This is a genomic window from Butyrivibrio sp. AE3006 (assembly GCF_000424165.1).
GTDB lineage: Bacteria > Bacillota > Clostridia > Lachnospirales > Lachnospiraceae > Butyrivibrio.
The window spans coordinates 1-14,784 of the sequence record NZ_AUJJ01000023.1; the positions used below are offsets into that span (position 1 = coordinate 1).

The 14,784-nt window shown below is 38.8% G+C and carries 11 protein-coding genes; 8 read left to right on the forward strand and 3 right to left on the reverse strand.

Translation table 11 applies throughout. The features are described 5' to 3' along the window. The first annotated feature begins 101 nt into the window (after window positions 1–101). Complete coding sequence (locus tag G603_RS0112260) at window positions 102–1,580, forward strand: ISLre2 family transposase (protein WP_026669892.1); 1,479 nt, start codon at window positions 102–104, stop codon at window positions 1,578–1,580. 374 nt (window positions 1,581–1,954) lie between these two features. Here the strand turns inward: G603_RS0112260 and G603_RS0112265 are convergent, their stop codons facing one another. The 3 genes from G603_RS0112265 to G603_RS0112275 form a co-directional block, all read right to left on the reverse strand. Beyond that, window positions 1,955–2,932 (reverse strand): flagellar basal body-associated FliL family protein, encoded by a 978-nt coding sequence (locus G603_RS0112265; RefSeq protein ID WP_026670408.1) that lies wholly within the window; start codon window positions 2,930–2,932, stop codon window positions 1,955–1,957. A 528-nt stretch (window positions 2,933–3,460) separates the two neighbouring features. After that, window positions 3,461–4,648, reverse strand: a complete 1,188-nt coding sequence (locus G603_RS0112270) for an AAA family ATPase (RefSeq protein WP_242834878.1) — start codon at window positions 4,646–4,648, stop codon at window positions 3,461–3,463. A gap of 540 nt (window positions 4,649–5,188) precedes the next feature. Beyond that, window positions 5,189–6,448: an ATP-binding protein gene (locus G603_RS0112275; RefSeq protein ID WP_026670410.1), complete on the reverse strand. Its 1,260-nt coding sequence runs from the start codon at window positions 6,446–6,448 to the stop codon at window positions 5,189–5,191. 181 nt (window positions 6,449–6,629) lie between these two features. Between G603_RS0112275 and G603_RS0112280 the strand changes: the two genes are divergently transcribed. From G603_RS0112280 to G603_RS20255, 7 genes are all read left to right on the forward strand, one after another. Continuing rightward, on the forward strand, window positions 6,630–6,842 hold the full coding sequence (locus G603_RS0112280; RefSeq protein WP_026670411.1) for a hypothetical protein: 213 nt from the start codon (window positions 6,630–6,632) through the stop codon (window positions 6,840–6,842). 17 nt (window positions 6,843–6,859) lie between these two features. After that, window positions 6,860–7,882: a LacI family DNA-binding transcriptional regulator gene (locus G603_RS0112285; protein ID WP_026670412.1), complete on the forward strand. Its 1,023-nt coding sequence runs from the start codon at window positions 6,860–6,862 to the stop codon at window positions 7,880–7,882. Beyond that, entirely contained in the window at window positions 7,879–9,660 is a 1,782-nt protein-coding gene (locus G603_RS20250) for a glycoside hydrolase family 31 protein (RefSeq protein ID WP_051207804.1), read from the forward strand. The genes G603_RS0112285 and G603_RS20250 overlap by 4 nt, the downstream gene beginning before the upstream one ends. 56 nt (window positions 9,661–9,716) lie before the next feature. Then, the gene (locus G603_RS0112295; RefSeq protein WP_026670413.1) at window positions 9,717–11,060 is read left to right on the forward strand and encodes an ABC transporter substrate-binding protein; all 1,344 of its coding nucleotides are present in this window, start codon (window positions 9,717–9,719) and stop codon (window positions 11,058–11,060) included. Between the two features lie 57 nt (window positions 11,061–11,117). Further along, window positions 11,118–12,029, forward strand: coding sequence for a carbohydrate ABC transporter permease (locus G603_RS0112300; protein WP_242834879.1), 912 nt, complete (start codon window positions 11,118–11,120; stop codon window positions 12,027–12,029). Window positions 12,030–12,147: 118 nt separating this feature from the next. Further along, window positions 12,148–12,852 carry a carbohydrate ABC transporter permease gene (locus G603_RS0112305; RefSeq protein WP_242829656.1) on the forward strand — a complete coding sequence of 235 codons (705 nt, stop codon included), beginning with the start codon at window positions 12,148–12,150 and terminating at the stop codon, window positions 12,850–12,852. Continuing rightward, window positions 12,852–14,753, forward strand: coding sequence for a glycoside hydrolase family 31 protein (locus G603_RS20255; RefSeq protein WP_035793112.1), 1,902 nt, complete (start codon window positions 12,852–12,854; stop codon window positions 14,751–14,753). The genes G603_RS0112305 and G603_RS20255 overlap by 1 nt, the downstream gene beginning before the upstream one ends. The last annotated feature ends 31 nt before the right edge of the window (window positions 14,754–14,784 follow it).

A 14,784-nucleotide genomic window follows, 5' to 3' on the forward strand; every position in this document is an offset into this window, starting at 1 on the left:
ATTAGGGTAAATATAGATTCGGAGAAATAAAAAAAGGAAAAGCACCAGCCTTCATGTTAAGATTGAGTTTGCGACAAAAATCTAAAAAGGCGGTGCTTTCCATGTACAACAGTATACTACAGTTTATTCAGAATGATATCAAGGAGATTGAGAAAAATGTCAGAAGTCTCCTTGATGGAGAGAAGGATGCAGCAGATCTTTCAAACGATGTTCATGAGCGTGTGTTAAAGCTTGGATGCAGGCTTATCAGTGAGATATATGAGCAGATTGATGAGGAGATATTCAAGAGCCTTGTAAGAAAGAACAAGTATTATGTCGAGCAGAAGGATATGCCCAGATCTCTTGTTGATGTTATGGGTACCATATCTTTCAAGAGAAGAGGTTATGTACCAAAGCAAGGAGGAGAATACATCTACCTTTTAGACCTGATCATGGGATTCGATGACAACCAGAAAGTCACCATGGCTGCAGCAGCCAAGATACTCGAGGAAGCGGTAGAAAGCAGTTATGCCAAGGCTGGAAAGAAAGTAAATCTGACTGATCAGGTAAGTAAAGAGACAGTCAAGGATATCGTTCATGGACTGGTAGTTGATTTCCCCATAAAGGAACTGCCCGAGAAAAAGAAACTCAAGAATCTCCATATCGTTGCAGATGAGGATCACGTTGCTGCGCAGTTTTGGGATAAAAAGGGTGACCTGAAAATCAGCAGTGCAGGCAATAAGATAAATACCATAATCGATAAGATAATTGTCCTGTTTGAGGATGTAGTAGATGATGCGCCTGAAGACTCAAAGAACCACCGATACAGGCTTGTAGGCAAGCATACTTTCTGTGGGGTATATAAAGGATCAGAGAACAACTATAAGTTCTGGCAGGAAGTCCAGGACTACATATCCGCCAACTATGATCTGGATGTGCTCGAGAGAATCTATGTTGCTGGAGATGGGGCATCATGGATCAGGACAGGCGCTGAAGTTCTTCTGAATGGACGGTTTGTATTGGATAAGTTCCACATGATGAAGTACCTGAACCAATCAGTATGCCATCTGGGAAACGAAGATGAAATGAAAGAATACATGTGGGAATGCATAAATGAAGCTGACAAGAATGGGCTTAAAGAAGCGTTCAGAGCAATACTTGAGGTAACTGATAAAGGCAGCAACAAATACGAAGAGGTAAAGGAAAGCCGGGATTACTTCATGAACAACTGGGATGGAATCGAGATCCGATCTACCGAATCAGGAGGAGCATGGAAGTGCTGTGCAGAGGGACAGGTAAGCCATGTCTTAAGCGACCGGCTCAGCAGCAGACCCATGGGATGGAGTGAGCTGGGCTGCGATAACATCTCAAAGCTCAGAGCGTATACAAGAAACGATGGTAAGATCATAGATCTGCTCAGATATCAGGAAAGGCATCAGACGCTTGAGGCAAAGAGAAAGGAACAGGATGATCTTATAGCTGACATAAAGAGACGTCAGAATGGATGGGATTATGCAGATAAACTGAATACCCATGTGTTGGGCTTAGAGAAAACAAGCATGAAATGGCTTAAAGATATCATAGATCAGAAACTTGCTTAAAAAGGAAGCCAGAGGCTGACGCCTCTGCCCTTGAATAAAGTGCGCTGAGGCGCACAGATATCCTTGATCTGCTTGACTACAGAATATCTGTCAGGAAATATCTGTCAACCCTGCGCACGGCGCACCGCAAAGCGGCTTTGGGGTTGACTGATATTTACTGGCAGATAAAGTAGTCAACAAGCAGACCAAGGAATATAAGCGGAACACAAGGTTCCGCAGGGAACAAACGGCTAGGGGCTGGTAACGGGGGCTTCAGTGCTGTATAATAACGGAGACAAAGTCTGATCTTAAATGATTCCGGGTGTATTCCACCCTTTTGTTTCCGAATTTTGATTTACGCTATCGTATCCGGCTGATTCTTGGCATACAATAAATTATTGATATATCATACTTGAGAAGCTCACGTCATAAATAAAATTAGATCCGAACAACTCCTGAATCTTCTCAAGAAGTGTAGCTCTCGCCTCATTCTCATGCTGTCTGATTTCATCAAGTGTATAAGAGCCTATAACCTGAGTTATCTGTGCCTTGATCATGTCCTCATAGGAAGTCATCGCATCAGCGCTTCCATAAGCTCCATAATCCACAGAGGATTTGTCCATTGAAAGAACAACCGTAACGAGAATATAGTGTGTCTGACCATCTCCGCTATTTTCTAGTGTTATAGTCAAATCAGGGATAGTATATGTTTCTATATTTTCCGGAGATACATCCATTGATGAAACACCATCTGGCTTATTATCTGCTACTGCGGAATCTTTCATTATATTAAATTGATTCAGTATTTCATCAAAATTTGTCGGAAGGTTAATGGGAATAGAATGAAATAAACCATCGTCCATACCTTCTATGCCGAGAACCATTACATAATCTTCTGTAGTATATAATACTTTTCCTGCTTCATCTGTGGGATATGTATATGGAGTAATTGGATTGGATAATATGAGATTCACAATCTCGTTATATTTATCTTTTGAAAATGCAATATTTGCAGCCTGGTCGGTAATATCTGTTTCATAATTTAAGCCATAATATGAAAATGAACAAGTTGTAGAAGTATCTTGACCATTGTCTAAATGATAGTAATATGTGCTAAAGTAACCACTGTCTAAGGTGGAGGTATCCTGATTCATAAGAATCCATATGTTTTCTACATCTAGTATTTGGTCATTGATAGAATTGTCTGATTCTGTTACTGTATCATCTTCTTGATTTGCGACTATAGTGGTATCTTCTATTTCAGCATTTACATTTGTATCTGCGGTTTGATTTGTGTTTTTGCCGCCACAGGCAGTAATCACACAAGCGATAGTGACTACTGCCATAATTGAATTGACTAAACCTTTTTTCATTTTATTTCCTTTATTGTTTTATTTCGGAGAAGTAGTTGTAGTTCTTATTACAATCCTTTGCATTTAGTGACAAAAGAAAAGCGTGATTAGTGGATACTAAAATAAAATATAGATTTCATTTGGTTACTATAATTCATTTTATCGCATCAGCATCTATATAATTCTAAAACTTCTCTTAATTATGTGAACAAGCTGACTTGAAATTTTAAATTCCAGTGAAGAAGTAAATTTCACCGTGATTAAAATTCCTTGATTTTCATACCGCTTTATTTATCGTATTTTAATAAAATGATATTCGCTAGAATAGTATAATTGTATTAGGCGCACTAGCTGACGGCAGATGATGATAAGCAAAAAATGCAAATTATTATCAGTGATTGAGTGCGTTTTTAGATATTCCGACAAGCTAAACTAATGCGTTTTCAGTCTAAGAGGACTTATTATGAAGCGAGATAAACGTTACAAAATTGCATACAGAGGCAGATCCGTAATCTGTCGGACCCTCAGAGACAATTCCTATAACTTTGCTCATAATAACTCTGGAACGCCTCCCAATACTCCATTGATCCAAAGCCTGGATAATGGCTGGTTCATCTCAAGAAGTTTATCAGATACCTGAATTCTCCTTATCTCAACATGCCCCTGCCTATTCCTTTCCGTAGTAAATAATCGTATGGCATCGTTGGACAGGTCGAGTCCATCAAGAACGAGCGGGTTATGGGTTGTTATAAATACAGTCTTATTTTCTTCGATTATTTTCTGACTGAATATTTCCGTAACTTTTCTTGCAAGTCTTGGATTCATGGCATGATCAAAACTATCGATTGCAAACATTTTTGGTGCCTTTTCATGCATAGCAAGTGCAAGCATAAATAAGACATAAAGCGCACCTTCGCTGGCATCGTAGCCAGTGAATGATGCAGTATCTTTCAGGTACTTATCCTTAAACTCTATTATCTGCTGAGTGGTCGGAACCCCCGGATTTAATATGGTCTTTTTAGGCTTACTGACTTTAAATTCCGATGCCCAGTCAATCAGTTCAAGCATGTCTTCCATGAACATGCTTCCAAACATATACTCATCACCATCCTCATGGAGAAGATCCTGTATTGCCTCAGCAAGTCTGCCTCCATTAAGTCCAATGGGATTAGCCTGTGCAGGATCCGCAACTGTTCCTCTAAGAGTTAATGTATCCGGTTGATATATGCCATAGTTTCCAATATATTTGGCCGCTGTAGTATATTCCTTTGCTGCAAGTGACTCAGAAATTGTAAAATAACCGATCTTGTTATTAAGCTGGGCGCTGGTTCTGTTACTACGACCATAGACAGCGTCCCCATCACAAGACACACTTTCTGCAAAATACTTCCATGAATCATCATCATTAGGAACCGTAAGATGACTTATATAATTATAATCATGTCCATCCAGCTGCCATTCCAGAGAAAAATCCACTGTTTTTGATTCTTTCTCAACAGACAAAAATTTAGATTTATACAAAGATGAAGTGCTAAGGCGGACACCCTTTCTCTGCAAACTATTTGAATTAACTCTGTCTGTCATAGCAGCACTGAGGACGCCTATGGCTTCCAGAACAGAAGACTTTCCTGAACCATTGGCGCCAATAAATACGTTTACTCTGCCCGGCTCAAATGTAACATCATATAATGACTTAAAGTTCTGAATAGCTATTCTTTTTAGTTCCATTTCTCCCATTTAAATATGCTCCTTTTAGAAAAAAATGCTTTATCTAAATTCAAGATAATTATAGCACTTTCTTTAAAAAAGTGTGTATCTAAATTTTATAGAATCGCATAAAATAGCCACTTAACAGCCTTTTTAATGTCGCTGAAAAGTATATTTTGTGCTTATCTAAATTTGAAATTAAATAGCATGCTTATTCTTAAAAATGGCATATCTAATTCAAAAATGGCATATCTAATTCAAAAATAGAGCGGTTGCAAATATAGAAAATCTTCGACCATTTCATATGCTCTGGATCGGGCAACAGGCCACTAAAATCTTAACAAAATTAAAGGCTGTTCACTCTCGTGAGCAGCCCAAATTTGTAATGATAAATATGCTTTAGACAATAGTTACTTGGTTTATGAATCAGATTATCCTGATAAGGACGTTGTTTTTATAAAAGTAAGGCCTGATTCAGATTTGGAATATAAAACTGTGCTTCAGAAAATGCAGAAACTATGGGGCTAAGGTATAACTATTACAACATGGAGGATAAGGCGGCAATGCCTGTTAAATAAACCAATAGGGGATTTGAAGAACGTTTTCTCTGAGTGCACCTGGCATGGAACACATACATATGACGGCTCCAGTTCCTCTTCTTTTTTCAGGGATCTTGTCTAGAATCTGAAATGCTGAAGTCATATCAGATGAAGCATTGTTACTTTGCTTTATTTCGATTGGATACAAAACACCATCCTGCTCGATAATAAAATCAATTTCTGCTTCTTCCCAAGTTTCTTTGCCGTTTTTCTTGACCTTTTTCTTATCTTTCCCTCTGTAGTACGATACAAAATAGCGGTAGTCCAAGCCCTGGTTAGAGTAACTCTTTAATATCTCAGATATGACAAATGTTTCGAAAAATGCTCCGCTCATCGCACCATTAGCTAATGTTTCTGGAGTAAGCCATCTGGTAAGGTAAGCGGCTAAACCGGTATCTCTAAAATACATTTTGGGAGTTTTAATAATTCGTTTCAATGCACTGTTTGCATATGGTTCAAGTATATATACTATTCCAGATGCTTCCAGAATGGAAACCCAATTTTTTACAGTATTAGCATCCACACCGACTTCATCTGCGATATTGGAATAATTGAGCATTTGGCCCGTTCTGGCAGCACAGGCTACCATGAACCTTCGAAATGTATCTAAATCCTGAACAGCAGTTAGCTCCCTTACATCACGTTCCAAATAAGTCTTAACATAACTGGCAAAAAACATCGTCCAATCCATGTCAGAATTCTGCATTTCCGGGTAACCACCACGATGTATTATTTCCCATATATTATCTGGTTTTGCAGCATTCTTGTTTCGTTCCTGAACATATTCCATGGTAGGAAGAAAAGGCTTTGTAAACTCACTGTTCATAATTTCTCTAAGTGATAATGGTGGAAGCTCAACAATAGCAACCCGTCCTGCTAATGAATCAGATACCAATTCCATAAGTTTAAATGGCTGAGAACCCGACAGATAATACAAACCTTTAGAATCCTTTGTATCGCAAGATTGCTTGATATATCTAAACAATGAAGATACATGTTGAACTTCATCTAAGAAAACAGGGGGTTCATTCAATGACATAAACATTTCAGGATTATTTTTAGCCTGTTCTTCTACAAATGGGTCATCAAATGTTACTTCTTTTACATCTGGATAAAGATGCCTTATCAGCGTTGATTTACCTGTCTGTCTGGAACCAGTAACTAGCACACATTTAAATGTTTTGCCTGAATGCTCAACTACTTTTTCGATTGCTCTTTGAATATAGTCCATTTTATTTATCCTTTCATCTATATGACTGATTCTGAATTTGATTCCGGATTAGTCATATTTTATCATAATTGATAGTATCCCTCAATCAGAAAAACGACCAATCAGTAATTGAATTCAGAATTAGCCAAGCGCTTATCTCAATAATCAAAAGGGTCTTGATAAGAAGAAACAGGAGAAGCTTATGGCTTTGCTTGAGAGACATGATCTTGAACTTGATCTTATGAAAGACCATAGTAAGCTGGCCGCATACATCAAAATGATAGATGCATCAAAGAGCAGACCAATAAATCTTATTTCCAATGGTAATATGAAAAGTAAAGCTGGCATAATTAAAAATTCCATTTGGATATTGAAATTTCAAGAGGTAAGATGTATGATTAGTTTAACCGGTTAAACGAGCGAGGATACTAAATGAAACGAGCTACATTAAAAGACGTTGCTGAAAGGGCAGGAGTGTCTAAAGCAACAGTATCATACATATTAAATAATGCTGATAAGCCAATTACTGAAGAGACAAGATTAAAAGTAAAGAAAGCCATGGAAGAGCTTCAGTATGTTCCTAATCTTGGAGCGGCAGCGCTGACAAATAAGACATCCAAAATGATAGGAGTGGTTATTCCACAGACTGAACCGGGATCTCAGCTCATGTTTCAGAACAGCTTTTACAGCGAGATCATAAGTGCAATCGAATACCATGCCAGAAAAATCGGATATCACATTCTTATTTCCGGCACCGATGTTGATGAATCTTATATGAAACTGATTTATGAGCGAAATCTTGATGCGGTAATAGCTATCGGAGTTTATCCGGATGAGTTTTTTGAACAGTTTAAGAAGATCGGGATTCCGACAGTGCTTATAGACAGCTATTGCAAGGATGCTCATTTTCACAATATTCGTATAGATGATGAACTTGGTGCATATATGGCAACTAATTACATGCTTGAAAAACATCATACAAGGATAGGATTTCTTTCCGGTGAGATGAAGGAAGACGGAGTAATCAAGAAACGTCATGAAGGCTATAAGAAGGCTTTGGCAGAACATGGAATACCTTATGACAAAGAGCTTATTTTTGAAGTAGAGGTTGATTATAACAGCGGTATAGAAGCGGCAGAGAGAATTGTGAGAGAAAAAACAGATATCACAGGTATTGTAGCTACTGCGGACGTACTTGCAATCGGTGCGATAAAAGGATTTCATCAGATGGGCAAGCGAGTGCCTTCAGATTATTCGATCATCGGCTTTGATGATCTTGAGATATCAAAATACATCACACCGGGATTAACCACGATAAAGCAGGATATATATGGAAAAGGGAAATGTGCTGTGGATATCCTTGAAAAAGCTCTTGAAGATAAGGAATATCCCAAACAGGATGTGACGATGAAGTTTGAGGTTGTTGAGAGAGAAAGTGTAAGGGATCTTTCATGATAAGACTTGATACTGACAAGGCTACTGAAATTATAAAAACGGACAAAGGGGACATTTCAATTACTTATATAAAAGATGATGAGATGTGCCATGCCGTTATCCAAAATAACTATAAGCATGTGTATGGTATGGGAGAGAAATTCGACTATATCGACCATAAGGGACATACCTGCATAAACTGCGTAGAAGAAAAGTTCTGTAATCAGGGAGATAAGACATATTGCAGTATTCCATTCTTTTTTACTGATTCGGGATGGGGATTGTATGTTGAAACCGACTATTTAACTTCGTTTGAATTTGAAAAGGAGATCAGGGTTAATTTCCCCTTAAATGCTTCATTATTCCTGTTTCAGGGGAAGCCTTTGGACATAATAAAGGAATTTAACAACTGTCTCGGAGTTATTGATACTCCGCCCGGATATGCCTTTGGACCATGGATTTCCGCAAACAGATGGAATAATCAGAAGGACGTTGAAGAAGTAGTTACGAAATTGGAAAAATATGACTTTCCTGCAACAGTACTTGTGCTCGAGGCATGGAGTGATGAGTCAACGTTCTATATATGGAACGGTGCCAAATACAAAGAAAAGAATGGAAAAGAACCGTTTAAGTACGAGGATTTCGACTTCTCAGAGAGTGCGCAGTGGAGTGATCCAAGACAGATGGTCGCTGATCTTGCTAAAAAAGGAATCCATACAGTATTATGGCAGATACCCGTCTACAAAAAGATGGAAGAAGGCATCAGCAATCTTCAGAACGAAATGGATGAGAAGTATGCGATAGACAACAAACTCTGTCTATATAAAAAGGATGGCACGCCATATAGAATTCCGGAAGGCAACTGGTTTGAAGGTTCCCTTGTGCCTGATTTTTCCAATCCGGAGACAAGAGAAGCATGGTTTTCAAAAAGACAATATCTTCTCGACATGGGGATTTCGGGATTTAAAACGGATGGCGGTGAATTCATTTATGATGACTCAGTAGTATCCTATGACAATAAAACAGGTAAAGAGCTAAAGAATGCATATTGTCAGAATTATACGAAGACCTATTATGACTATCTTGGAAAAGATCATGTCTTGTTCTCAAGAGCAGGTTATACCGGAGTGCAGAGGACTCCGATTCTGTGGGCAGGAGATCATCAGTCAACGTATGAAGAATTGAAGAATGTCTATACCGCAGCTATATCATCAGCATGCTCCGGAATCATCTTTTGGGGATTCGATATAGGAGGATTTGCAGGGCCATTGCCATCTGCTGATCTTTACCTTAAGTCGACACAGTTTGCCTGCTTCTGCCCGGTAATGCAGTGGCATTCTGAACCTGATGGAGGTCAGTTTAAGGATCTTCTTAAAGGGGCAGAAGGGAATAATGAAAGAAGTCCATGGAATATAGCTTGTTACTATGAAAAACCCGAGCTTATAGATGAGATAAGAAGATGGCATAAATTAAGAATGAAGCTTGTTCCTTATATTTATAGGGAAGCTCAGAAAGCAGCGGACAAGGGCATACCGATGATGAGGACTCTTTTCATGGAAAATCCATCAGACGAAAAGGGATTTGAGTGGGAGGATGAATACTATTTTGGCGATGACCTGCTGGTTGCCCCATTGCTGGAAGAAAATATAAAGAGCAGAAATCTTTATCTTCCCGAAGGAAAATGGATAGGAATGTTTAGCAAAAGCCTGTATGAGGGCGGCAGCATAGTAAGCTCAGACAAGGAGGATTATCCGGTATTTATCAAGCAGGGAGCAGATTTTGATATTGACAGGAAATAATTATTTTTCCTGAAAATATAAGAAACAAAAAAGGTTTTTTATTAGGGAGGTCCAAAATGAAACGAAAAACAATATCAGTTTTAATTCAACTATCAATGCTGGCAACTCTTCTGTCAGGCTGTGGGAGTGCGAATCCGGACACAGCACAGACAGAAGCGCCTAATGAAACTGTGACCGAGAGCTCGTCAGTAGAAGAAACCAGCTCAGAGAGTACTACCGAAGAGGCAGAACCCGGAAAAGCGATCACAATCACTTATGCTAATTTTAATGCATCAGGTGGCAATGAGGCAACTCTTGATTCAATGTATCAGGCATTTCATGAGCAAAATCCTGATATTAATGTAGAGATTGAAACAATTGCGATGGATGACTACTTTACCACATTGCAGACCAGAATAGCTGGTGGAACAGCTCCGGATTGCTTTGAGATGAATATTGAAAACTTTGCTGCGTATGCATCAAAGGGTATTCTTGCAGAACTTTCAGATGCAGACACTACAGGTCTTAATCAGACTGCACTTTCAGCTTTCACATACGACGGAAAGCAGTATGCACTTCCTGAAAATTTCTCAACGGTAGTACTTGTATATAATAAGGATCTGTTTGATCAGGCAGGAATAGATTATCCTACTTCATCATGGACAAGAGAAGACGTCGATAAAGCAGCAGAAGCAATAAGAGGTCTTGGAGATAATATCTATGGTATTTATCAGCCGGTTACATACAACGAATTCTATAAGGTAGCAGCTCAGTATGGCGGAAGCCTTGTAAGTACTGATGGAAAGACATTTACTATAAATTCAGAAGAGAATATCAAAGCACTTCAGAGTATGGTAGACAGAGTGCAGAAGACAAATGTTCAGCCCACAGAGGAACAGATGGGCGGAATGGGTGACTGGGATCTTTTTGAAAGCGGAAGACTTGGAATGATCCCTACCGGTACATGGTGCTTTAATACGTTTACTGATGCTTGTGATTTTTCATGGGATATCTGTGTTGAACCCGGTCAGACTAGTAAGGCTACTCATTTCTTTGCAAATGCCCTGGTTGTAAATAATGATGCAAGTGATGAAGCAAAAGAAGCTGCAAAGAAGTGGTTATCATTCCTGGCTTCAAGTGACGAGGCAGCCAAGATCAGACTTGATGCAGGCTGGGATCTTCCGGCACTTAGTGATATGGATGCACTTTCAAGTTATCTTGAGATAACTCCTCCTGAAAACAGGGAAGCAGTGTTTGAATCTCTTGATTCACTTGTACTTCCTCCGATCATTACTGATTACAGCCAGATGTCAGACATCATTTCAGATGCGGTAAGCAAGGCGGCAAGTGGAGAAAGCACCCCGGAAGAAGCTCTCAATGAAGCCCAGAAGCTTTGTGAAGAACAGATAAACTTGCAGTAATAGAAATGAGCCTGCATCCGTATAAGGCTGCAGGCTCAAATTTTGCACGGAGAATGAATGATGGCAACAATGTCAAAAGAAAGAAAAAAGATAATTCAGGCGATACCATTTATGTTTCCAAGCGTTATAGGAATGATAATATTCAGCTTTCTTCCGATAATAATGGCTACAGCGCTTAGCATGACAGATTGGAGCGGACTTGAGAAATTTACGATACACACGATACCCGAGCATTTTGTAGGATTAAGCAATTACGCACATTTACTGTCCCACAAAGAGTTTTGGAGTACCTTATTACATGTTGTATATTACATCGTATTGTATATTCCTCTTGGATTTGTGTTTTCGATGGTAATAGCTCTTATCCTCAATACAGAGAAGAAATTAACGGGTGTTATGAGGGTGCTTTTCTATATACCGGTGTTAACATCCTGGGTCGCTGCCAGTCTTATCTGGAAATGGGTGCTTAGTTCTCAGTACGGAGTAATCAATTCTATCATTGGAATATTTGGAATGAGTGGACCGGACTGGCTTACCAACAAGTACTGGGCAATGCCCGGAATCGTACTGGCATCTGTGTGGAAGGATATGGGATATTATGGACTGTATATTTTTGGCGGTTTAAGGGGAATTGATCCTACGTACTATGAGGCAGCAAAAGTGGATGGTGCAGGAAAATTCAGGACCCTGATAAGTGTAACAATGCCACTCTTATCACCTACCTTATTTTACTGCCTGATAATGTCCCTTATAAATGCATTTCAGCTATTCCCACAGGTTCTCATCATGACTGAAGGTGGTCCTAACGGTGCTACACAGGTCATGGTTGAAAGGATCTATACATATGCTTTCAGCTATTTCAAGATGGGATATGCTGCTGCATATTCATGGCTGTTGTTTTTGATAATACTCATTTTGACTCTCATTCAATTGAAGGTACAGAAAGTGTGGGTGCATTATGAATCATAAGACTCAAAAACTAATATATAATGTTTTATTCTACATAGGATCAGCATTACTCTTGGTTATAGTAACTATTCCTTTGTATTGGATGATATCGACATCACTAAAATCAAAAGGTGCATTGATGGCGCTTCCTATACAATGGATTCCGAAAAAGCCGACACTTAATTCTTATAAAAAGGTGTTTACGCTCTTTCCCTTTGCAAGGGCAATAGCCAACAGCGCATTCATAACTATCGCTTATGTTGTGATCACAGTTTTGTCAGCATCCATGGCGGCTTTTGCCATCTCCAAAATAAGATTTAAAGGTGCAAATGTGGTTTTTGCAATGTATCTGACATCCATGATGATACCGGTTCAGATTACGCTAATCCCAATGTTCATCATAATGAATAAGTTTTCTTTGATAAATACATATACAAGCGTTATTTCACCTGCTATTTTTAAGGCATTTGCAGTATTTTTGCTGGTACAAAATATGAGAGCACTTCCGGATGATTATCTCGAGGCAGCAAGAATCGATGGAGCAGGAATGTTCAAAATATATAAGGATGTGATAATGCCTATGATGATTCCAACAGTAGCCACATTAGCTATAACAACTTTCATGGAAGCATGGAATGACTACTTATGGCCACTTGTAATGCTATCAGATAAAAATAAGATGACGCTGACTCTTGCATTAAATACACTTAACGGCCAGTATGACACTGAATATAATGTGTTGATGGCAGGAAGTCTTATCTCAATGATACCAATAATAATCATATACATTATTGCCCAGACCCAGATGAAGCAGGGGATTACCGTAGGAGGAGTAAAAGGATAATGATAAAAAAATACAGGATAGGAAATCCGATCGAGACAGATTCTGTAGTAACCAATATAGATATTGAAAATAGTAAAATTCCTTACTTTGAAGCACTAAGCGACAAGAGAGAACTGACACTTAGTATGTCAAAAAAGGACAGAATATATGGACTTGGAGAGACAGTAAGGGGAATAAATAAAAGAGGATATATCTACACAAGCAACTGTTCTGATGATCCCAATCACACAGAGGATAAGAGATCCTTGTATGCAGCGCAGAATTTCTTTGTCTATTGGGGAAAAGAAATGGGCTTTGGAATGTATGTGGATACACCTGGACAGGTATCTTTTGATATTGGGTATACCGACAAGGACACCTTTTCCATATTATTTGAAGATTATGATGCATATATTTATGTCATAGATGGAGAAAGTATCAAGGATATTGTAAAACAGTTCCGCAAAATAATAGGTAAAAGTTATGTTCCACCAAGATGGGCATTTGGATTTGGCCAAAGCAGGTGGAGTTATATGAATGAGCAGGAAGTCAGGGATGTCGTAGATAATTATGATAAGCAAAATATTCCTATCGACAGTGTCTATCTTGATATCGATTACATGGAAAGATATAAGGACTTTACCATAGATGAGGAGAGATTTCCGAATTTTAAGGACTTTGTAAAAGAGATGGCAGACAAAGGTATCCACCTTGTACCTATCATCGATGCCGGGGTAAAGATTGAAGACGGTTATGATGTATATGAGGAAGGAATTAAAAATGACTATTTCTGCAAAAAAGAAAATGGAGAAAACCTTGTTGCAGCAGTATGGCCGGGGAAGGTACATTTTCCGGATTTCTTAAATGAGGATGCGAGACGCTGGTTTGGCGACAAGTATAAGGTTCTTTTGGATTATGGAATAGACGGTTTTTGGAATGATATGAATGAGCCTGCTATCTTTTATACAGAAGACCATTTAAAGGAAGTATTCGAGCAGTTAAAGGATTATGAAGGCCAAAATCTGGATATAAGATCATTCTTCAAGATGCAGGATATTGTCGGTGGACTTGAAAATAATGAAGAGGATTACAGAAGGTTTTACCACAACTATAAAGGAAAAAAATATCGACATGATAAAGTTCATAATCTTTTCGGGTACAATATGACAAGAGCTGCCGGAGAGGCTTTTGAAAGATTGTCTCCAAATAAACGAATGTTGATGTTTTCTAGATCTTCATATATAGGAATGCATCGATATGGCGGTGTGTGGTGTGGTGATAATAAATCCTGGTGGAGTCACCTTTTGCTTAATATACAACAGATGCCGGCACTTAACATGTGCGGATTTTTATACAGCGGAGCAGATGTAGGCGGCTTTGGCGCAGATGTCACAGAAGATCTTATGATGAGATGGTTAGAATTTGGTATTTTCACGCCTCTTTTCAGAAACCATTCAGCAGAAGGTACGAGGAGGCAGGAATTCTATAGGTTTTCGGATACAGAGAGCTTTAAAAACATTGTCAGACTCAGATATTCGCTCATACCTTATCTTTATTCAGAGTTTATGAAGGCAGTTAACAGCGACGGAATGTTATTTACTCCTTTATGCTTCGAATATCCCGATGATGATATGGCTTATGAAGTAGAGGATCAGCTCTTTGTGGGAGAAAGCATCATGATAGCACCTGTCTATAAGCAGAATGTAACCGGAAGATATGTATATTTACCGGAGGAAATGAAGCTTTGCAGATTCAGAAGTTATGATGATTACGATGTTGAGATAATAGATAAAGGACACCACTATATTAAAGCCGAGCTTAATGAGGTTCTGGTGTTCATAAGAAGAGGACATTCACTTCCTTTGGCATCGCCTGCAGACAGGACGGAAAAAATAGATTATTCTAACCTGAAATATGTATGAGGCACTGGGGATGTTTCAGATTGACGCACTA

What these genes read in the sequence shown, in the direction of transcription:
- G603_RS0112260 (WP_026669892.1), top strand. Translation starts at nt 102, where the DNA reads ATGTACAACAGTATACTACAGTTTATTCAGAATGATATCAAGGAGATT.
- G603_RS0112265 (WP_026670408.1), bottom strand. Translation starts at nt 2,932, where the DNA reads ATGAAAAAAGGTTTAGTCAATTCAATTATGGCAGTAGTCACTATCGCT.
- G603_RS0112270 (WP_242834878.1), bottom strand. Translation starts at nt 4,648, where the DNA reads ATGGGAGAAATGGAACTAAAAAGAATAGCTATTCAGAACTTTAAGTCA.
- G603_RS0112275 (WP_026670410.1), bottom strand. Translation starts at nt 6,448, where the DNA reads ATGGACTATATTCAAAGAGCAATCGAAAAAGTAGTTGAGCATTCAGGC.
- G603_RS0112280 (WP_026670411.1), top strand. Translation starts at nt 6,630, where the DNA reads ATGGCTTTGCTTGAGAGACATGATCTTGAACTTGATCTTATGAAAGAC.
- G603_RS0112285 (WP_026670412.1), top strand. Translation starts at nt 6,860, where the DNA reads ATGAAACGAGCTACATTAAAAGACGTTGCTGAAAGGGCAGGAGTGTCT.
- G603_RS20250 (WP_051207804.1), top strand. Translation starts at nt 7,879, where the DNA reads ATGATAAGACTTGATACTGACAAGGCTACTGAAATTATAAAAACGGAC.
- G603_RS0112295 (WP_026670413.1), top strand. Translation starts at nt 9,717, where the DNA reads ATGAAACGAAAAACAATATCAGTTTTAATTCAACTATCAATGCTGGCA.
- G603_RS0112300 (WP_242834879.1), top strand. Translation starts at nt 11,118, where the DNA reads ATGATGGCAACAATGTCAAAAGAAAGAAAAAAGATAATTCAGGCGATA.
- G603_RS0112305 (WP_242829656.1), top strand. Translation starts at nt 12,148, where the DNA reads ATGGCGCTTCCTATACAATGGATTCCGAAAAAGCCGACACTTAATTCT.
- G603_RS20255 (WP_035793112.1), top strand. Translation starts at nt 12,852, where the DNA reads ATGATAAAAAAATACAGGATAGGAAATCCGATCGAGACAGATTCTGTA.